Source organism: Martinezella lusitana, from assembly GCF_900094565.1.
GTDB classification, from domain to species: Bacteria; Pseudomonadota; Alphaproteobacteria; order Rhizobiales; family Rhizobiaceae; genus Rhizobium; species Rhizobium lusitanum.
Genome location: NZ_FMAF01000007.1, coordinates 1 through 21,599, shown reverse-complemented (window position 1 = coordinate 21,599; position 21,599 = coordinate 1). Strand labels below are relative to the sequence as shown.

The 21,599-nt window shown below is 59.0% G+C and carries 10 protein-coding genes; 5 read left to right on the top strand and 5 right to left on the bottom strand.

Translation table 11 applies throughout. From position 1 onward, the window contains the following. The first annotated feature begins 196 nt into the window (after window positions 1-196). Both GA0061101_RS16535 and GA0061101_RS16530 read left to right on the top strand, forming a co-directional pair. On the top strand, window positions 197-1,381 hold the full coding sequence (locus GA0061101_RS16535; protein WP_037201170.1) for a DegT/DnrJ/EryC1/StrS family aminotransferase: 1,185 nt from the start codon (window positions 197-199) through the stop codon (window positions 1,379-1,381). A gap of 1 nt (window position 1,382) precedes the next feature. Next, the gene (locus tag GA0061101_RS16530) at window positions 1,383-2,090 is read left to right on the top strand and encodes a 4'-phosphopantetheinyl transferase family protein (RefSeq protein ID WP_047639066.1); all 708 of its coding nucleotides are present in this window, start codon (window positions 1,383-1,385) and stop codon (window positions 2,088-2,090) included. A 102-nt stretch (window positions 2,091-2,192) separates the two neighbouring features. Here GA0061101_RS16530 and GA0061101_RS16525 read toward each other — a convergent pair whose 3' ends face one another. From GA0061101_RS16525 to GA0061101_RS16505, 5 genes are all read right to left on the bottom strand, one after another. Further along, on the bottom strand, window positions 2,193-3,794 hold the full coding sequence (locus GA0061101_RS16525) for a glucosamine inositolphosphorylceramide transferase family protein (RefSeq protein WP_047639133.1): 1,602 nt from the start codon (window positions 3,792-3,794) through the stop codon (window positions 2,193-2,195). Between the two features lie 51 nt (window positions 3,795-3,845). Then, window positions 3,846-6,329, bottom strand: a complete 2,484-nt coding sequence (locus tag GA0061101_RS16520) for a condensation domain-containing protein (RefSeq protein ID WP_092574206.1) — start codon at window positions 6,327-6,329, stop codon at window positions 3,846-3,848. Next, window positions 6,326-14,437 (bottom strand): hybrid non-ribosomal peptide synthetase/type I polyketide synthase, encoded by an 8,112-nt coding sequence (locus GA0061101_RS16515; RefSeq protein ID WP_092574204.1) that lies wholly within the window; start codon window positions 14,435-14,437, stop codon window positions 6,326-6,328. The genes GA0061101_RS16520 and GA0061101_RS16515 overlap by 4 nt, the downstream gene beginning before the upstream one ends. Next, window positions 14,434-16,353 (bottom strand): non-ribosomal peptide synthetase, encoded by a 1,920-nt coding sequence (locus GA0061101_RS16510; protein WP_037201159.1) that lies wholly within the window; start codon window positions 16,351-16,353, stop codon window positions 14,434-14,436. Before GA0061101_RS16510 ends, GA0061101_RS16515 begins: the two co-directional genes overlap by 4 nt. A gap of 320 nt (window positions 16,354-16,673) precedes the next feature. Beyond that, a complete protein-coding gene (locus GA0061101_RS16505; RefSeq protein WP_037201156.1) occupies window positions 16,674-17,516 on the bottom strand; it encodes a glycoside hydrolase family 16 protein in 843 nt (280 codons plus the stop codon). A 149-nt stretch (window positions 17,517-17,665) separates the two neighbouring features. Here GA0061101_RS16505 and GA0061101_RS16500 point away from each other — a divergent pair, with 149 nt between their 5' ends. From GA0061101_RS16500 to GA0061101_RS16490, 3 genes are all read left to right on the top strand, one after another. After that, window positions 17,666-19,090 carry an O-antigen ligase family protein gene (locus GA0061101_RS16500; RefSeq protein WP_063835658.1) on the top strand — a complete coding sequence of 475 codons (1,425 nt, stop codon included), beginning with the start codon at window positions 17,666-17,668 and terminating at the stop codon, window positions 19,088-19,090. Beyond that, on the top strand, window positions 19,087-20,307 hold the full coding sequence (locus tag GA0061101_RS16495) for a polysaccharide pyruvyl transferase family protein (protein WP_092574203.1): 1,221 nt from the start codon (window positions 19,087-19,089) through the stop codon (window positions 20,305-20,307). Before GA0061101_RS16500 ends, GA0061101_RS16495 begins: the two co-directional genes overlap by 4 nt. 258 nt (window positions 20,308-20,565) lie before the next feature. Beyond that, complete coding sequence (locus tag GA0061101_RS16490; RefSeq protein ID WP_051964317.1) at window positions 20,566-21,237, top strand: Crp/Fnr family transcriptional regulator; 672 nt, start codon at window positions 20,566-20,568, stop codon at window positions 21,235-21,237. The last annotated feature ends 362 nt before the right edge of the window (window positions 21,238-21,599 follow it).

The window sequence follows — 21,599 nt, the reverse complement described above, 5'->3', positions numbered from 1 at the left end:
TATTTTACTTTCTACCAGCATCGCAGCGATCCGGATAATCGTTCAATTGGCATAGGCGGCGACGACGACTACCGATTTCGGATAGGTATATTCATCGAACATCGCGCCCTTCTTAGTCGGAAAGCCATGCTGAAAACGGCGGGAACAAGCGCTAGGCTCTTCAGGAAAATGTCGATTTCCCTGGGGAGTGAGAGTTATGGCCAAAGTGGGGTTACGTGAATGGTTGGCGCTTGCGCCGGTATTTGCTTCCGGGAAGCTCGCGCGTTACAGCGACGAGACCGGTGGCCCGCTCGGACGCTTTGAAGCTGATTTCTGCGCCAAGTTTGGCGTGCGCCATGCGCTGACGATGAGCAGCGGCACGGGAGCCTTGATTTCGGCGCTGATCGCCGCCGGCGTCGGCCCTGGCGACGAAGTGCTGGTGCCGGCCTATACCTGGATTGCAACAGCCGCCGCCCCATTGGCTGCCGGCGCGGTCCCGATCCTGGTCGATGTTGACCAGACGCTGACCATGGACCCCGCCGACATCCTTCGAAAAATTACACCCCAGACTCGCGCGATCATTCCGGTCCATATGTCGAACATGGTTTGCAACATGGACGCCATCATGCGCATTGCCCGAGAACACAATCTGGCTGTTATCGAGGATGCCTGTCAGGCTGTGGGATTGCGCTACAAGACCAAGCGGGTCGGCACGATCGGCGATTTCGGTGCGTTCAGCTTCAATCAGTTCAAGAATATAAATTGTGGCGAGGGCGGCGCCGTCGTTACGAACGATACGCGCTTGTTTGCGCGTGCGCGGATGTATCACGACATCGGCTCGATGTTTCGCGGCCATCTCGACAATGCCAATGAGCCACCCATGCTCGGCGTGAATTTCAAGGCGAGCCAGATCCAGGGCGCCATGTTGAACGTACAATTGAAACGGCTCGACCCGATGATCGCGCGCATGCGCGAGCGTTACGACGTCATGAGTGAAATTCTTTCGAAGAACAAGCGGCTGCGCATTGGCCCGCACAATGACATCGGCAACGCTGCCGGGCTGCACGTCATTTTCGAAACGTCTGACGATGCCAAGCAATTTGCCGAGGAAAACAAGCGTGGCGTCTATCGCCTCTATGATTCCAGCCGTCACGTCTACACCAACTGGCAGCCGGTCTTGCAGCAGCGCACCGGCCACCCAGCGATGAATCCCTTTCTCTGGACGGATCGCCGGATCGAATATACGCCCGAGTCCTGCGCGCAAACGCTTGATATCTTGAAGCGCACCTGTCGCATCAGCCTTGGCGAGAACTACCCGGTGACCCTGGTCGCCTACATGGCGCGACGCATGGCGAGATCGACGCCACCGACCGCTGGCAGCCTCTTTTACGCAACGACCTAGCATGGAAGTCATTGGCCCCGATACGATCGACGTCTGGACCTGGAGCTTGGACGTGCCGCCGCCTGCACTTGGCGCCTGCACCGTGCTGCTATCAGTTGATGAATGCGCGAGAGCCATGCACTTCGCCCGTGAACGCGACAAGCGGCGTTTCGTCGCCGCAAGGGCGCAACTGCGTTCCGTGCTGGGACGATATCTCGGACTCTCGCCACAGTCGATATGCTTCACCTATGGCGATTATGGGAAGCCGTACCTTACCATCGACGGTACCCCGCCCTTCTACTTCAATCTCAGTCACAGCGCCGACCTTGCGGTCCTTGCCATATCCGATTGCTATGACCTTGGCGTCGATATAGAGGAGATCCGCTTCCTGAAGGAGGACATCGCAAGGCGTTTCTTTTCGCGTAAGGAATATCAGACCCTGCGAGCCCTGCCGGCGGCAACTTACCTTGATGGCTTTTATCGCTGCTGGACGCGCAAGGAGGCATTCGTCAAGGCACATGGACGCGGATTGTCGCTACCGCTCGACAGCTTCGACGTCACGTTCGACGGGTTCGGCGAGCCAAGACTTGAGCGGCTGGAAGGCGATCCGGATGCGCCATCGAACTGGAGCATCCTGGAGCTTGAGACGCCGGTCAATTTTGCCGGTGCCGTCGTCGCCTCGACAAAAGGGCATCCCGTCCATCTGCGTTATCGAGACGCGGACATGTAGCTACAGCGCTTCCGTTCCAAACAAGGTCACGGCAGCGCTCTATCCTTTTGTTCTTGCGCATTTCCGCACGGAAAACCGCTTCACACTTTTTCTGGAAATGCTCTATGTGCCTAATCTGGCGTCCAGAATGTAACGGCCGTTTGTCGCATCGAAATGATGGCAGCCGCGCAATCCGGGTTTGAATCCGGGTGTGATCGTGCGAATGCAACGCTCTCGATAATCGTCGAGCGTAAGCTCTTCAATTTCCATGATGTTAAGCCCGTAGCCGTAAACGCCGTTTGTATTGCGCTGCGACGGCCGCAAGAGCCTGCCGTCGTGTTCGAAGATGCGCCCCGCACCCCGGGCCACGGTGCTGCCGATCACGACGGGATTGTGTTTATGCGGTTCGATGCGCGTCAGTTCGGGACCGTCGACCTCGAACACATAGAGCTCGCTGCAGTGGTCCTCATAGGCATGATAATCCGAGAGGTTGGTGAACAGCCACCATTTGCCGTCGTGCCGCGTCAGGACGCTGTCGGCAGGCGATTGTCCTTCGAGAGCGGTAGCATGAAGTTCCCATTTCAGGGGAAATTGGCTACAGCGCCAAACCTCGAGACGCCGCGCCTGATGGGTTTCCGGTATCATGAAGATCTGATCACCGTCGCGGAACACGCAGGGATAGGAAAGATGATACGGGCGCTCCAGCGCCACGCCGACCTGTTCGACTGTATCACCGTTGAAGCGGCCGACGGCGATATGCGCCTTGCGGTCGCCGCGCGCGTAGGCCTCGTAGAACAGATAGCACTCGCCTTCATGCTGGAACAGGAACGGATCGGCCTTGATGCTGCTTTCGGACGGAGGGATTTCGATCGCCTGGCTTGGATCGAAATCGCCGATGTGCCCGCGACCCGTATAAAGTGTCCAGATGGCGGAATCGGAACGAAGTCGAGCCTTGATGGCTCTGAATGCTCTGGCTGAGACCGAACCTGTCAAAATACGGGCGTAGCGAAGGAGATCGCTGAATGATGGGGCGGGAACATCCGGCTGCCCGTAGACGCGAGGCAGGTCGAACTGACGGGTATCGGCCAGACGCGTGAGCTCACGCAGCAGGAGCGTTACACCTCGCTCGCGCACGACGGCACTGCCCCTGGCGGCGCTGAGCTTGATGTTGAATGCCGCTCTGGCGATCTCGACCCTGGTGGCCTCGCCGCCGTATTTCGCATAGAGCAGCAGGTTGGTTGTCGGAGCTTTGGCGAGAATGTCGGCATAGCCGAACCAGTCTGTATCTACGGACCGCTGGTCGGAAAAATTGAAGGCCCATTCGCCGAACGGCAGCAGGCGGATCGCGTCATCGGGCATGCCTTCCGGCGTCGTGCGTATGACGAGATCGAGGTTCAGGCGCTGCAGGAATGCCGGCGTCATGTTGCCGCCGGTGCCGTCTTGATTGGCGACGGCGTCGTAGCAATCTATGAAATGGCGGCTGGTGTCGAAGTGCTTTGAGACATAGGCCGGCTGTCTGGCGAAGGCTTTCGCCTCCAGCCACGCACCCCACGACAATAGTCGTGAGGTCTTGTGCTCATTGAACGCGCAATGATGGATGAGCACTGCCGCGAGTTCCAAACGCGGATCGGCAAGGATCCGATCGAGAACCATGAGTTCCCAATTCTCGAACGCGCGCCCGTGCGCAATGAGAACGCCAATCCTCAACGGCTTGGTCACATCCATAATTGTGTTTCCTTGCGTGGCCTCGCCCGTTGCCGCCCAAACTACTGACATCTACTTGCCGATGAGCTTTTGAGAGAAGATCGATGCCAGATCGCGAATACCGTTGCTGGTAAGCGAATCCTCGTGCCAGCCATCGATATCGACGACCATGGTGTCTGCCGCGACGGCCTCGCCCCAGCCAAACAACAACTTGCGAGCCCGGGGATGGTTGGCGCGGCTGCGCAACAGGATCACGCTGGGGTCCCTGACTTGTGCCGGCTTGTAGCGACGTGCGGCTATCACCAGTAATTTGGTGACAGCGTCGTTGGCCTGCTCCTCAGGGGAATATTCACCTGCCTTGACGCCAAACAGCCTCAGAAGAGCGAGAGAGATTTCGAACTCCTTGAGATAGTCGATCAGACGAATGCGTCCCAGCAGCAGTTTCTTGGTGAAATAGGCAAGGCGCTTGCTCCGCCGCTCCCGACCCCAACGTTTCTGCTCCCGTTTCGGCAGCGAGGCGAAATAGCCCGGCGCCCATGCATCGATCATTGCGGTAAAGCCGACCTCGATGCCCTTTTCGCGTAACTGCCGGCTTACCTCCATCGCGACGATGCCGTTGACGCAGAGGCCGACGATCGCGACGGGCCCGGCGCTCGCATCGATTTGCATGGTGTCTATCGCATGGCGTGCGATATCTTCGATCGGGAGATCGGCCAGGCCGCTTTCGAGATCCGCATGAAACATGTTGACGTTGTGGACCGATACCGTAGCCGGCAATTCGTTGGCCAAACGGTAATAGAGAAACGGATGGTTGAGCGTATAAACCGCCGCCGTTCCGGTACCCTGCTTGCAGGTGACTAACTCCCACGGGTTCGCGGCTTCTTCGCGGGACGCCTGCGCTTCCCCGCGGTCGAAGATCGCTGCAGCAAAGCCAGCAAACGTCGGCTTTTTGAATAGAAGTTCCAGTGTCGCCGGAGCATTGAACGTAGTTCGGACTGCCGAAAGAAGCCGTAGCGCCAGAAGCGAATGACCGCCGAGCGCGAAGAAATCATCTTCCGGTCGTATCTGCTGAACTTGTAGGATGTCTCTCCAGAGAGCAGCAAGCGTTTCCATTTGTGTATCGGTTGACGGGCTGCTTGCGGTGGAGCCGCCGACCGACGCATCCTTGACGTGGGTCGCCGTTTGCCGCTCAGGCGCAATGAGCGAAGAAAGCGGCGCCTCTGGGTGTTCGAGAGCAATTTCATAAGCTTGCCGCCACAACTGTAAGAGGCTTTCTATCGTCTCGACCTCGAAGAGATCGGCATTGTATTCGATCGACATGCGCCAGCCGGTCGGTCGGCCGATCATGATGAAACTGAGATCGTAGATGACGCCGGGCGATTGCGAGGCCGAGCTGATCAGCTCGAAGCCGCCATAGCGACGATCCTCCAGAAACGCTTTCTGCAGATTGAAATTCACAGAGATCAGCGGATTGCGGGCGGGATCACGAACGGGGTTGATCAGCTCGACCAGCTTGTTGAACGGCATACGCTGATGGTTCAAAACCCCTTCGACCGTTTCGCTGACCGCGTGGATATGCTCGGCGAAGGAAACATCGGAAGCAAAATCGAAACGCAGCACCAGATTGTTGATGAAGACGCCGATCAGATCTTCCAGATCACTGTGCTCGCGGCCGGCGACCTGCGAGCCGAACAGGACGGTCGGGGCCTGCGTCAGCCGATGGAGGACAGCGCTGACGATGGCCGCGCCGTAACTGTACTGCGAAACACGGTGTGCGCGGGCGGCGGCATCCATGCGCTCGCTGAAGGCGAGAGGCTGGGCGATCGACAGGATATTGCCGTGACTGGTCTTGACGGCGCCGCGCGGGCGATCGGGAGCGACCTCGAAATAGGGCGCATCCTTCAGCGTCTCTCGCCAGAACGTTTTTTCCGTCTCGAAGCCGTAGCCTTGCAGGTACTCCTGCTGCCAGAGCGCGTAGTCGCCATACTGCAACGGCAGCTCGGGCAATACCGGCTGCCTGCCGGCATCAATCGCCGCGGCGATTTCACCAACCTCCCGCCCGAGGACGCGGATCGACCAGCCGTCGAAGCAGCTCTGATGAGCTGTTATGAGCAAGACACCGCGCTCGTTTTCGGCCATCAGCAAGGTGACGCGAAACAGGCCGGGCGTGCTCAGGTCGAACGGGGCTTGCGCCGTCTCCTCGCCGATCGACAGGATTCTTGCCTGGCGCTGCTCGGGCGCCATGCCTCGAAGATCGATCACCGACATCTTGAAATTGATCTCGCTGACTGCCTGCTGGAAGGGATGGCCATTCCGTTCGACGAAGCGAGTTCTGAGAATCTCATGGCGCTGAACCACCTTGCGGAAAGCCGCCTCAAGGGTTGACGCCTTGAAGGCGCCGCGGATTTCCCAGCGAACCGCGACATTGAGTGCGGGATTGCCCGGGCTGAGCTGGTCGATAATCCAGCAACGCAATTGCGTCTGCGTGCACGGAAACTCGCCGATGATTTGCGGTTCGGTACGCGAACCGTCGGGGCTGTTGTCAAAGATGCTCATAGTGCTGTCCCCAGGCCGCGGCGTGCGCCGTTACGAAAATCTCGCAAGGATGGAACGTGGAGCTGAATAGGATCGGGTGAAGCCTCTTCCAAGCTGCCGGCAAAGGCCGCCAGCGCCGCAATCGATGGATGGCGAAGCAAGTGCTTTGCCTCCAGCGGCAGGCCATCGTCGCGCATCCGGGCAGCGATGCGGAAGATGGTAAGTGAATCGGCGCCCAGTGCGTAGAGATTGTCGTCGACACCGATGTCGCCGAGATCGAGCACATCTTGCCAGATCGTCAGCAGCCGCTCTTCCATCTCGGTTTTTGGCGGGGCCTTGGTCTGGGCCACTTCACGCTGCGGCACCCCACGTTGTTGCAGCGTCTTGCGGTCGAGCTTGCCGTTGGCGGTATGAGGCAGCTCGCTTTCCATCACCCAGAAGGCCGGAACCATATGAGCCGGGAGGCTGGACTGCGCATGGGCGGCGATATCGGCAGAGGAGATATCCTTGCCGTTGGCGGCCGGCACAATGTAGCAGACGAGCGAGCGGTCACCTTTCTGGTTTTCGGCCAGGACGACGGCGCATTGACGCACGCCTTCCGCTTTCGCGACGACGGCTTCTATATCGCCGAGTTCGATGCGGAAGCCACGCAGCTTGATCTGCTGGTCGCGCCGGCCAAGCAACTGTAAGGATCCATCGGCAAGACGCCGGCCGACATCACCGGTCTTATAGAGCCGCTTCGGCTTGCCGACGGTAAAGCAATGCGGGACGAAGGCCTTTTCGGTGAGATCAAGGCGATCGAAATATCCTTCCGCCAATCCATCGCCGCCGATATGCAGCTCGCCGATGACGCCAATCGGCGCAACACTATTGCTCCGATCGAGAATGTAGAGTTGCGTGTTGGCAATCGGGTGGCCAATGGTGATCGGCTGATCGGCATCCGTGATGCGCTGCAACGATGACCAGATCGTCGTTTCCGTCGGGCCATACATGTTCCACAGCTGGCCTCCGATCGCCAACAGCGATCTCGCCAACTCCCGCGGCAAGGGTTCCCCGCCGCAGAGCATTTTCAGCGTCTTCCGCTCCTTGAGACCGGCCTCCACCAGCATCTGCCAAAGCGTTGGCGTCGCCTGCAAGACCGTGGCGTCGTGCTCCTCGATGAGCTTCACAAGTGCGAAGCCGTCCTGAACCTGGTTGCGGTCGGCGATGACGACCTTTCCGCCCGATATCAGCGGCAGGTAGAGCTCCAACCCAGCAATGTCGAAGGAGATCGTCGTCACCGCAACGAGCGTGTCTTCGGCGCTGAAGCCGGGTTCCTTTGCCATGGAGAGAAGGAAGTTGGTGAGCGCCCGGTGAGAGACCTCGACCCCCTTCGGCATGCCGGTGGAGCCGGAGGTGAAGATGACGTAGGCCGGACCCGACGTGTCGAAGGATAAGGTCTTCAAGGGCGCGCCGGTCATCGAGCCGATCGCCTTGGCATCCTTGTCAAGGCGGATGACGGGGGTGTTGGCGGCGACCAGTCGAGCCATGTCGTCGCTGTCGCAAATCAGGCCCCCGATGCGGGCGACATCCAGCGTCTGACGCAGGCGCGCCTCGGGATGGCCCGGGTCCATCGGCACATAAACATGCCCTGCCTTCATGACGGCGAGAAGGGCGACGATCATATTTAGCGACCGTTCGACCAGAAGCGCAACACGTCGGCCGGGCTCGGGAATTGCCATCTGCAGGTAAAGGGCGAGCTGGTTCGAGCGGGCCTCGAGTTCTCCGTAAGTCATTGCCTGGCCAGCATGTTGAACGGCGACGGCATTCGGGCTCTCGGCGGCCCTTCTGGCGAAGAGCGAGAACATGAACTGATCGTGATCGTAGGGCACCGCCGTATGGTTGAGGTCATCGATCAACCAGGATTGCTCCTGTGCCGACAGCAACGGCAGCTCGCAGATCTTCCGATCCATGTCCTTTGCCAGAGCCGCAGCCAGCGTCGAAAAATGGCCGATCCATCGTTCAACCGTGGTGCGGTCGAAAACGTCGGCGTTGTAATCGACATCGATACGAATGTGATCGGCAGCTTCGATCATGTTGAAGAACAGGTCGAAGTTGGAGAACGCCTTGGCATTCGGCTCCATCGTTGGCTTGAGGTTGCCGAAGGCCGATCCACCGGCGATGCGCTCCAGATTGAACTGGATTTCGGTGAGGGGCAGGCGCCGCGAGTCGCGTTTTACGTTCAGCCGGCGCACCAGCGTGCCGTAGGTGTAGTCCTGATGCTCGAAGGCCTGAAAAACCAGCTGCTGCGTTGCCTTCAGATGGGCCAGGAAGGGCTCTGCCTGTGCCACTGCCTGACGCAGCGGCAGAAGATTGACGCAATGGCCGACAAGGATCTGCCCGTCGAGCAGGCTCTGACCGGCCGAGGGGATCGCGATCACGATATCGTCCTGACCGGACAGACGCGTGATCATCACCTGCAGCGTGGCGAGCAGCGTGGAAAACAGCGTCGCCCCGGATTTCGCGCCTCTCTTCTTCAGAGCCTTGTAGACATCGGCGTCGATGTAGCCCGTGCAGGTTCCACCAGCGAAACTCCGATATTCCGGCCGAGGCCGGTCGAGCGGCAGGTCAGGCAAGTCCGGAACCGTCTTGAACTGATCGAGCCAGAATTGTTCGGTGACCTGTGATTTCTCCGGTCTGGGTGCGAGGTCCGTCGAGTAGGTGGCGAAGGACAAAGCCGGTTGGAACTGCGGCGCGGTGCCCGCCTGGTAGGCGCCATAGGCGGTTGAGAGTTCATCGACGAAAGTGTTGATCGACCAGCCGTCGCAGATGATGTGATGGGCGGTGAAGACCAGCACATGCTTATCGGCCGCAAGCTTGACGACGCAGGCGCGCGCCAGCGGTCCGTTGATCAGATCGAAGGGTGTATGAGCCTCATCATCGAGGATCTGAGCGAGGCCTGCCTGGTCGACACCATCTAAAGACGGCAGATCGAGCTTGAAACCAGGGATGAACTGAAAGTGCTCGCCGCTCCGATCGAAGCGGATGTGAAGCGCATCATGGCGGGCAACGACCGTGTCGAAGGCCTTGCGGAATGCGTTCTCATCGAAAGCCCCTTCCAGCGTCAATGAGAAGGACTCATTGAACGAACAGGATGCCTCATCGCCTGCCTGGGCCGCCAGCCAGATCTCCGTTTGCGCCTCCGTCAGCGGCGCGGATTGAGGTGGCGAGATGGGTGCCGGGACCGCAGCCCGGATCTGCTCCGGAGGGGCGATGTGGTCTTGGATGGGCGTGAAGATCCCGACTGCTTGCATGGCATCGAGACTGTCGCGGAAAGCCTTGGCAATCGCGCGGAAATCTTCCTCGCTATGCGCCGTTGTCAGGAAGCAGGGATAGCCGTCCTGAATGTGGACGCCATTGAGGCGCATCTGGGCATAAAAGAGCGCCCCGAGCGCATCCTGGCTGGAGAAGTCGGTCGCGAACCAGCTCTTGTAACCATGAACGACATCGGCCATGCCGCGCCGGGCAAGATCGGCCCTGATCTCTGCCACCAAGGCTTCCGTCCGCTCGACGACCCGACCGTAAAGGGCTGATCCTTCGCCCTTGATGTGATGCAGGACGGCGTGGGCGGCTGCGAGCGTCAATGGATGACGCACGAAGGTACCGGCGAAGAAGGTCGGAGCGGTCATGGGGACGGACTCGTCGCCATAAGCCCAGTAGCCTCCATCGAGCGCATCCATGAAGCGTGGGCTTCCGACCAGCACGCCGATCGGCATTCCGCCGCCGACAACCTTGCCATAGGTCGCCATGTCGCCCTTGATCCCCCAGATCTTCTGCATGCCGCCGGGATCGACGCGGAAGCCGGTGACGACTTCATCGAAGACCAGGGCGAATTCGGATTTGGTGGCGATATCGCGCAGCTCGAGGACGAATTCCCGTGGCTGCAATTCCGGATGGCGGCTCTGGATCGGCTCGATGATGACGGCGGCAATCTCGTCGGCATTGGCGCGGATGAAATCGAGGCTTTCCGGCGCGCCATAGCGCAGCACTGTCATATTGGAGACGGACGCCATCGGGATGCCGGAGGCGACCGGCAAGGCAATCGGCTTGTCGGAGCGGTTGCGGCCCTTGACCAGCACTTCGTCGAACTGGCCGTGATAATCGTTGGCAAAGACCACGACACGGTCGCGGCCGGTGACGGCGCGGGCAAGCCGCATGGCAGCCATGACAGCCTCCGAACCGGTATTGCAGAAGGTGACGCGCTCATGGCCCGTGACCTCGGCGATCATCTTCGCCACCTCGCCGGCCAGCGGCGTCTGTGGGCCGATGGCAAAGCCGCGGTCAGCCTGATCCTTGATGGCATCGATCACGAAATCGGGCGCGTGACCGAAGGCCGTCTGCCCGAAGCCGTTGACCAGATCGACATATTTATTGCCGTCGACGTCCCAGATGTAAGCGCCTTTCGAATGCTCGCAGACGATCGGGAACACCATTTCCTTCCAGTCCGCCCGGAAGCCCGAAGCCGAGCGTGGATCGGCCAGGTGGCTGCGATGTTCCTGCGTGAAGGTCTTCGACTTGGCGTTCTTGGTTTCATAGGCCGCCGTCAGGTCGGCAATGAAGGCCTGTTTGGTCGCGGAGATCTCCGGTGCCAGGCTCTTTGCGTTCGGGCGATACAGCTTGATGCGTTCGGTGCCGAAATCGCTTTCGACGGTAACGGCAGGGACGCGCTCAGCAGCTGCGGGTGCCGGCATGGGTGCGGGCGGTGCCGCCTGTGGGCTTACGGCTACCGGCTCGGGCACGGGGGCGGCAACGGGTTGAGAGCCGCCCTGCATGGATTGCAGCATCAGCAATTGTTGCGCGAACAGGGACTGCGCCATCTGGAGCTGCGATTGCATTACCGTGGCAAGATCCGACCCAGCACCCGGCATCGCCTGTATTGGAGCGGCGGCAATCGTCGTTGGTATCGGCAGTTGTACGGGCATTGGTGCAGCCGATGCCGGTGCAACTGCGACAGGTGTCGCGACCATCGGCGGCTCGGGCACCTTTACCGCGTCCGGTGGCATCTGCTCGTCAAGATAGAGCGCCAGATCCGCGACCGAGGGTATCGCGCTGAGCAACTCCCGGAAAGAAACTTTGATCTTGTAGTCTTTCTCGATTCGTTGCGCGAATTGTCCGACGAAGAGTGAATCGAAGCCGAGCTCCAGGAATGTCACCGCCCGCTCATCCGGACCGAGCGTCTCTCCCGACATGTCGCTGAGCAGGGTCAAGAGGCTGGTTTCCAATGTGAGAACGCGGTGGGAAGCGGAGATTGGTGCTGCGACATTCATTGATTTGTTCTCCTCGGCGAGGTTGACGTCTGAGGCGACGGGGATGGTGATGGTGGGATTGCCTGGCATGGCGCTGATCTGCTGTGCCGACGCCCGTCGTGCCGATGCGGGGGCGTCGATCCAATGGCGCTGGCGTTGGAAAGGATAGGTTGGCAAGACCAGTCGCTGTTTGGCGGCGATCGGGAGAGCTGGCCAGACGAGCGAACAACCCGCCATCCAGAGCTTGCCATGTGCTTCGGCGAGCGTTTCGGCCGCAGCGGAAGCGCGGTCGTGTTCAGGCAGTGATTGCACCACCGCCGCCAGATCGTCACGCGCGATTGTCTGCGCGGCAAAGACGGAAAGCGTGCGCCCCGGGCCAACTTCAAGAAGGATTGGCTTGCGGTCACGGCATAGCGTCGCCAGACCATCGGCGAAGCGGACAGTGTCGCGGCAATGCATGGCCCAGTAGTCGGGCGAGGTTCCTAGTTCCCCTGTCTGCCAGTCGCCGGTGACGCAGGAGATGAAGGGCATGGTGGCAGTGCCATAGGTAACCTTCTCCGTTTCCTGACGCAGTGCCTCGGCGGCGTCGTTCATCATCGCGGAATGGAAGGCATGCGATGTGTGCAGGCGGCTGAAGGCGATATTGGCGGATTCGAGTTCGCCGCAAACCCTATCGATATCGGCAAACGGCCCCGAGATGACGCAGAGTTTCGGCGCGTTGATTGCGGCGATTTCGACTTCGCCCCGCAAGTATGAGCTGGTCGTTTCGACATCCGCGCGAACCGAAACCATGGCTCCCTGCGGCTGATGCTGCATCAGGCGCCCACGATTGGCGACCAGCCGCAAGCCGTCTTCGAACGAGATGACGTTGGCAAGCGTGGCGGCAACAAATTCGCCGACGCTATGGCCGATCATGGCATAGGGCTTCACGCCACGACTGAGCCACAGCCGTGCCAGCGCATATTCGACAAGATAGAGGCAGGGTTGGGCGATGCGCGTCTCGCGCTGCTCATCGGTGATCGCCTGGGTTACCGGCCCGGTATGGCAGATGTAGTCGCGCAGATCGAGCCCGAGCGTCATCTTCAGAAGCTCGGCGCCACGATCGATCCAGCGGGTGAATTCGGGTTCCGACCTATAAAGGCCAGCGCCCATGCCGACATATTGTGCGCCTTGCCCTGGAAACATAAAGGCGACGGGCGGTTCGTCCGCTGCAATGAAAGACTGATAGTTCTCCGTTGTCAGCCGACCGATGGCGTCTTCGACACTGCTGGCAGAGATAGCGAGGCGATGGCTGAACTCGCGGCGCCCTTCCTGAAGCGTATGGGCAAGCTGCATCACGGAAATTTTCGGGTTCTTGGCGAGATGATCGCCAAGAGCGGCCCGCATCGTCGCGAGGGCGGGCTTGCTGCGCGCCGAGAGCGGCAGAATATATCGTCTTCCAAGCTCTTCGGCTTGAAGGCGCCTGCGCGGCGGCTCTTCTAGGACAACATGGACATTCGTGCCGCCCACGCCGAAAGAGCTGACGCCGGCCCGCCGGGGACCTTGCCCCTGTGGCCAGTCGATCATTGCTGTCGGGATGTAGAAGGGGCTGTGGTCGAGATCGATGTGCGGATTGGGTTGCTTGTAGTTGGCCATCGGCGGGATCTTGGCGGAGCCCAGCACCAGCGCCGCCTTGATCAGGCCGGTGACGCCAGCGGCGGCGTCCATGTGTCCGATATTGCCCTTGATCGAGCCAAGTGCACAACTTGCGGCCGTCGGCGGATTCTGTGCAAAAGCCCTCTTCAGCCCGTTGAACTCGATGGGGTCGCCAAGCGGTGTCGCAGTGCCGTGACATTCGACATAGCCGATTGTCGACGGCTCCACGGCAGCATTGGCGAGTGCTGCGGCGATTGCCTCGGCCTGCCCCTCGGCGCTCGGCGCGACGAAGCCGACCTTGTCGCTGCCGTCATTGTTGATGCCATAGCCGCGAATGACCGCATAGATATGGTCGCCGTCGCGCAGTGCATCTTCCTGACGCTTCAAAAGAACGACGCCGGCGCCGCTTGCAAACACCGTTCCGGCAGCGTTCGCGTCGAAAGGTCGGCATGTTCCATCCGGAGAGGCCATGCCGCCATCCTGGTACATATAGCCCCGCCTTTGCGGAATGGTGATCGACACCCCACCGGCCAGCGCCATGTCACAGCTATAGGTGAGCAGATTCTGGCAGGCCTGCGACACGGCCAGAAGCGAGGTCGAGCAAGCCGATTGTACCGTGAAAGCAGGGCCGCGAAGATCGAGCTTATAGGCGACGCGCGTTGCCAGCGTATCATTGAGAGCGCCGACAAGCTCATGGAAGCAGCCGATCTGGTAATTGGAGGTGAATTCCTCCGCCTTGGCGCGGTCACGCAGAACATTGTTGATGAGATAAGTCGGCATGGAGCATCCGGCAAAGACGCCGATCATGCCGTTGTAGCGCTGCGCATCGTATCCGCCGCTTTCAAGCGCCTCCCAGCAGATTTCCAGGAAGACCCGATGTTGCGGATCGGTCACCGCCGCCTCCCGCGGAAACATGCCGAAGAACTCCGCATCGAACATCCCGACGTCAGGAAGATGAGGTCTTGCCGCAACATAGTTCGGCTGCGACCGCTCTTCGTCCGTGAAGGCGTCTTCGATCTCGTCCGGCGAAAAACGCGAAAAGACGTCCCGCCCTTCGCAAACCAATTGCCATAGCTCGTCCACCGAAGGCGCGCCTGGGAAGCGACCGGACATGCCGATAATGGCTATGTGCCCGGAACCCTGCCCGACCAGATCCTCACTATCCAAGAAATCAGGCTCTTCGCCCTGGCCATGGTGACTTGCCTTCATGAGGAGCTCCTGCGGAATTGGGATATTGCCTTTTGCTGAAGTGCAGCGCGCTGAGCGGCCGCCGCTGCTCGTATCGGGTCCGGAGCCTTACCGTCGAGGTGACGCGCCAATTCCCGGATTGTCGGATGGCGGAACAGCGCGACCACGTCGATGGGATGGTCGAGCTCCGTTTCCAGGCCGGCGTGGATCTCCATCAGCTGAAGGGAGGTTCCGCCGAGATCGAAGAAGTTCCTGTCGATTTCAACTGCGCCGAGGCCCAATGCGTCCTGCCACAGCGTCGTCAGCAGCTCTTCCGTCCGGCTTTTGGCAATTGCGCCCATGGGCGTCGCGATGGGTTCAATTGCCGGCGGAGTAAGCTTGGAGCGATCGACCTTGCCGGCGGGCGTCAATGGCAAAGCATCGACGATAACGGCGGCGCTCGGGATCATATAGGCCGGAAGTACCGCGCGCAGCGCCGCCATGACGCTCGGCCCCAGATCGGGACCCGCGCCCGCGCGATCCTCTTTCGGGCACAGATAGGCGACGATCCGTTTCAGATTTGGACCCTGCTCATGACAAAGAACAATGCCGTCGGCAAGACGCGGATCGCGTCTCAGCGCCGCCTCGATCTCATCCAGTTCGATGCGCTTGCCATTGATCTTGACTTGACGGTCCCGGCGACCCTTGAAGGCAACCGTGCCGTCGGCCTGCAGGAAGGCGATGTCACCGGTCAGATAGTAGCGGGTCCTGCCGTTTTTCGTGTCGATCGTCACGAACTTCTCGGCCGTCAATTCGGGCCGCTTGAAATAGCCGATCGCCAGGCCGTCGCCCGATATCGCCAATTGACCTTCGATTCCCCGGCCAACCTCGCGCAATTCCTCGTTGAGGACGGCAATACCGGTATGCGCGATCGCCTTGCCGATCGGCAGTTCCTTGTCGGAGAAGTTCGGAAGCACCTGGAACGCGGTCGCAAAGACGGTCGTCTCCGTCGGGCCATAGGCATTGGTGAGCTTGCAGCCGGGATGACGCTCAAGAAAGCGCCGGGCATGAACCGCCGACCCAACGTCGCCGCCGAACAGAACATGGCGAAGCTTCGGCAGAGGTCCGCGGGCGTGATCGGCGAACACGTTGAACAGCCCGGTCGTCAGGAAGGTGATGCTGACACCGGTCGTCCGCATGAAATCGCACAGGCGGGCGACGGAGAAGCTGGTGTCCGGCATGATTGCCAAGGCGGAGCCGTTGAGCAGGGCTCCCCAGATTTCGAAGGTCGAGGCGTCGAAGGCGATGGTGGCGGTGTGAAGAACGACGTCTTCAGGCCGAAAGTCGACATAGGTCTGATCGAGCACGACCCGCGCAATGCTGCGGTGGGAGATCATGGTGCCTTTCGGCCTGCCGGTCGAACCGGACGTGTACATGACATAGGCGAGATCGTCGCCGCCGACCTTGACGGCTGGGGCGGGAGCATGGGCTCGATTTGCCATCTCCGCGATGATGGCGCCGGCCTCGATAACCCTTGCGGCCATGCTGGGAACCGAGCCGAGCGTTTCGCCATGGGCTGCATCGGCAAAAATGACCTTCGGCTGACATTCGCCGATGACATGGTCGAGATGCTCGATTGGAAAGGCGGGATCGAGAGGTAGGTACGCGCCGCCGGCCTTGAGAATGGCCAGCTTGCAGATGATGGCGTTGAGGCTGCGTGGAAGGAACAGGCCAACGATATCTGCCTTCCGGACGCCGAGCTTTATAAGATACGTCGCAAGCGCGTCGGAAAGCCGATCGAGGTCGCGGTAGCTCACCGTGGTGTCGCCGAAAACCAGGGCCGTTGCCTGTGGCGCGGCCTCTGCCTGGGCGTGCACCATGTCGTGAAGGCAGCGGTTGCGATCGTAATGCATACTTGCAGCACCAACTGCATTTTTAAGAGACTCGCGATCGATCATTGCTACCCTCCGGGTTGTCTTGCGGCCGGCGCTGGCACGACATGCGTGCCTCATCGCCATCCGCAGAATTTCACGCTGCCGGAAAATCACCAGTTGATCATTGGGATGACCATTGCCACCCACAAAAGTCTTAAGCCTTAGGTGATGTAGCCATTTCGTCGAAAGAGATCGAAGGAGCAGTTGCAACCTGACCGAAAGCATTATGGACGGCGCCGGCAAGAGGAACACACCAATTTCTGGCAGGGATGTGGATGTTGCCGCGATGTGGAGCGCACGCGGGCCAGGAGACGGTTTGGGGAGGGATATTGTTGCGGCGACAGCTACTTGAACTGGTAGGCCCTGACATAGTCGACGAACATGAAGGAAGGATCGGAGGCGACCATCCGCGTCACTCCCTCGACAATGCCGAGATCGACGAGAATATACATGGGCTGGCGATGTTCCGGCAGAACCTTGGTTTTCCAGACCAGCGCGCCGTCGAAATACATGCGAATGAAGTCGGAATCGATCTTCACGCCATAGCTGTGCATTTCCGAGGGGCTTGCCGCCCCAAAGACCTTGATGCGGGCATAATCGGAATCGTGTCGGCCGTCCTTGTGCCAGACGTGAACGGTCGATGAGTAAGCGCCCGGCTTGTCGCCATAATATTCGACGACATCGATTTCGGCGGTGGATTTCGATCGGTCCTTGCCGATCAACCAGAAGGCTGGCCACACACCCGGGCCGTCGGGCAAGCGGGCACGCATTTCGAAATAGCCATACTGCTGAGAAAAGCCATTGCCCTTGCTATCGACAGAGGCAAGCAGGCCCGAGCGCCAGACGCCCTTGCCATCACGCGCCGCGGTAATGCGCAACATGCCGTCTTCGACCGTGAAGGGAAAGTCGCCGTTCGGATCGGAGAAGCGCGCGCCGCCAAAGTCGCCGTTCCAGGGCGTATGAGCAATCCAGCGAGTGCCCGGCCCCCAAGCGGAAACGCTCAGGTTGTCGAAATTGTCCTCGAATGTCAGCGCCATAGCGCCAAGGTCGAGCCCATCTCCGGTATCACTGGCATGTGCGGCCGGAATACCTGCGATTGCGGCAAATGCCGCTACGAGCCCGGCGCGGAGAAATGTGCGGCGGTCGTTCGAGCATGGCCAGATATGTCTGCGCGAGGTGTGATCCATGTTGCCAGCATGAACGGCGCAGCTCGTCCGGCATAGAACGTTTTTCGGCTAGCGCGTCCACCAAAAGGCTTAGGCATGGCGGAAATACAGCAGCATACCGGCATGATAGCTTGTGGCAACAATGAGGCAGGAACTCGGGGCTACAACCTATGAATTTAATGGGACTGGTGACATTGATCGTTGGCATTGCGATGCTGGCCGCACCTGTGCGGTGGTCGTTCGTTGTCATGATACTGTCGACGATCTTCGGCGCAGCCGCGGCCTTCAGCGTGCCCGGCCTCGGCGGCGCATCGGTTCTGGTGCCGAGCCTCTTTCTGTTATTTTTCACGGCACGGTTGTTCATGGCGCATGGAGAAGGGCCGTTCCTTGCCGCCCTGGCACCCCCGCGTCCGGGCTTCCTCCTACTGCTTCTGACCGCCTTTGGCTTGGCAACGGCCATTTTCTTTCCGCGCCTGTTTCAGGGCGTGACGCAGACTATGTCGGTCGAGCGGTCAATCGGCGCACGTAATCTCATTGCGCTGGTGCCGCTGAAATTCTCGTCGAACAATATTACCCAATCCGTCTATGCGGTGGGGGGCCTCATCTGCTTCGCCGCGACCTTTGCCTTCTTCCGAAGCAACGGCACCCCTGGAATCCTGATCAACGGCATTTTGGTTGTGGCGAGTGTCAACCTCGGCTTCGCGCTTGCCGATATCGTCACCCATTTCACCCACACCGATTTTCTTCTCGGCTTCGTCCGAACGGCCAATTACGCTCTGTTGACCGGCGCCGAGAAGGGTGGCCTCAAGCGGATTTCAGGGACGTTTCCCGAAGCTTCCGCCTTTGCGGACTTCACGCTTGTTCTCTTTGCTATGACAACCAGCCTGTGGCTGAGCGGTATCCGCTCCACCACGACAGGCATTGTCGCCGGGCTATTGCTTGCAGCGCTGATCCTTTCGACGTCGGCGACAGCACTGGTTGGGCTCGCTGTCTTGCTGCCGATCCTTTGTCTGCAATCCTTTCTGGCTTCTCGTCGCGAACCGGGCGCGGGGCGACCTGTCATGATTGTGTCGATTCTGGCGGCGATGCCGCTCGTCGTATTTTTCGTCTTGATCGTCATGCCTGATCTTGCTCATAACCTGCATGATTTTCTCGACGAGATGCTCTTCTCGAAGGCCGACAGCCAGTCCGGGCGCGAACGCTTTATGTGGAACGCCATGGCCTACCAGGCATTCCTCGACACGAGTGGCTTCGGCGCCGGCCTCGGCAGCGCCCGGGCGTCGAGTTTCGGCCTCGTGCTCCTATCCAATATCGGGGTCATCGGCACACTGATCTTTGCAAGCTTCGTCGCCATGCTGATGGCAGCCGACACGCGATCCAGACATTTGCCGTCCCGTAAGGTTTCCGCGGTTGTGCGCGCAGCCAAAGCCGGGCTCATCACCGTCCTGATTTCGGCTGCAACCTCCGGCACCGTCTATGATCTGGGATTGATGTTCTACATCCTTGCAGGCGGTATTTCCGCCCTGACAGCCACAGCAAGCCAGATGAGTATCGCGCGCAAGCCGCAGTTCGGTGTTGTCGGAGAACTGCAATGAAGATTGTCGTCTTCAACGTCAAATACAGCGAAAATCTGGGCGACGGGCTTCTGGCGCAATGCGTCGAGACCGCATTGAGGAACAGGGCGGACCATATAGAAGTCGAGACCGTCGATCTTGCGGGGCGACAGGATTTCGGGACAGGCCGCGGCGGGCAACGCCGATATGCGCTCAAGCTGCTACAGCGGCTACCTGTCTTCGCGCGGCAACGGTTGGTTCGCTTCATGCTGGAGCGGAAGTTGCGCAAACTCCATGACCAGTGGGACGCCAAGATTGCGGCGGCGGATGCGGTGGTGATCGGCGGCGGTAATCTGTTCCAGGATGACGATCTCAATTTTCCATTGAAAGTCGGCCAGGTCCTTGACTGCGTCTGTCGCCACAATCGGCCACTGGCGATCTACGCAGTGGGCGTCAGCGAGCGCTGGTCGAAGAAAGCGTATGATCTCTTCGCTCGACTGAAGCAGGCTCAGCTCGTCCATCTTTCCGTGCGTGACGGCTTCGCCCAAGATAATTGGCGCGAGCATTTTCCTGAAGGGCCAGCCGCCAAGATTGTTCGCGATCCGGGATTGTTGGTCCAGGCATTTTCCGGCCATGAACGTCGCATGCCATCGCAAGGGCTCCAACCGACGGTCGGCCTCTGCGTGACGGATCCTATGATCCTGCAGCGACACGCCAGCCGGAACATGTCGAAAATCCCATTCTGCAATATTGGAGATTATCGGGATCTGATCGGACTACTTCTTGATGATGGTTATCGGGTGATCCTGTTCTGTAACGGCGCCAAAGAAGATCAAGTCTTTGCCGAGCAGATTCGGAATTCAGTCTCGATGCATCGTGTCATTGCAGCCGGAATGTTGGATCTCGCTGAACGCCCGCGGGTTCCAGATGATTTGGTCCGGATACTTCATTCGACCGACGTTATTCTGGCGCACAGGCTGCATGCTTGTATCGCCGCCTATGCTCTGAGGATTCCGCATGTAGGATTGGGCTGGGACGGGAAGGTCGAAGGCTTCTTCAATTCGGTCGGGCGAGAGGCATATTTCGTCGGCAACGCAGCATTGTTCCCCCCTCATATCGCTTGGTTGTTGAAAGCCGCGGAGTCCGAGGGAATCGAATCGAATCGTCATCGTACCACCGTGGCCGAAGCCGAAGCCGGAATCATGAATATGCGCCGACATCTGATCGGGGATGACTTGCAGGCCATGCACAAAGTATAATCAAGGCAGCCACATGTAATACTTTAATGTGAGTTTCTTCGCTCAGATTTTCCTATTTCACCATCCTATTTTATTCTTTACAGAAAGTGTATTTCATATACTTATAATAGTGCAGCGCGGTCATGATTGTAGATCGATTTCGATCAAAGACACATCTGATTTTATATGATATAAAATTGCCGCGGATAGCGAGATTTATATTTGCGAATGGTCTTTTTGAACGTTCAGGATATGCTTTCGGTTTGAGGGGCCGATATCATGGCAGCGCAGATCTCGATCGATCATATACAGAGTTTAGGTGGCGTTCCGCGTACCTTTGCTGCCGGTAACATCATCTGCGATTATGAGAGCGATGCGCCGCGCCTCCTCTTTATCCAGGAGGGATGGGCGGCCTCCAGCAAGATGATGCCGAATGGCACGCGCATCGTCACCGAATTCGTATTGCGCGGCGACATGGTTTCGACCCCGCTGACCGTGCTCTCACGCGAGACGGTACAGGCGATCACCAATGTCAGCGTCATAGTCTTTCCGGACTTCACATCGCTTCCGAAGATCGAAGCGCCCGCCTCTTTCTATCGCGTTGTCCTCACGGAATTAATGCGACGCCAGGCCCGTATGTCCGAGGGGCTTGCCAATATCGGCCGGCGCGATGCAATGGAGAGAACCGGTTATCTTTTACTCGAGTTGGCGACCCGGATTGGAGCCTCGCGGCAGCATCGGAATTCCGACGGCTTCGACTGCCCATTGACGCAAGCCGACATCGGCGACGCCGTCGGTCTATCGACCGTACATATAAACCGTGTGCTCAGGGATCTGCGCGAGGCAGGCCTTCTTTCGTTCCGCAACGGTGTCGTTGCGTTTCTCGATCGTCAACGCCTCATGGAGCTCGTCGATTTCGATGAGTCCTATTTTGATAAGCATGTGATGTGAACAAGTCGGCCAAGATTATTGTTGTATTCGAGTTGTAAGAATTCGTGACCTCAATATTCCTAGTTTTTATTAACATATGTTAATGCGCGCAAAAATATATATAGTATTAGTTTGTAATAAGATAAACCTAGATTGAGGGGAGCAATATGAAGCAAGAAGCAATGCTGAAATTTAGACAAGGGCTTTGCTATCCAAAGAATAGAAATATTCGGGCGGTCACAAGAAGAATAAGGGTCACACTAAAGGTTGGGGGTATCGACCATGAACGGACAGTCATTAACGAATGAGAAATTCGCTTCAGAAACAGCAGCTCGCATCATTTCAGTTCGAACACCGGATTCATTGAGGCCGTTTGTTGCCTC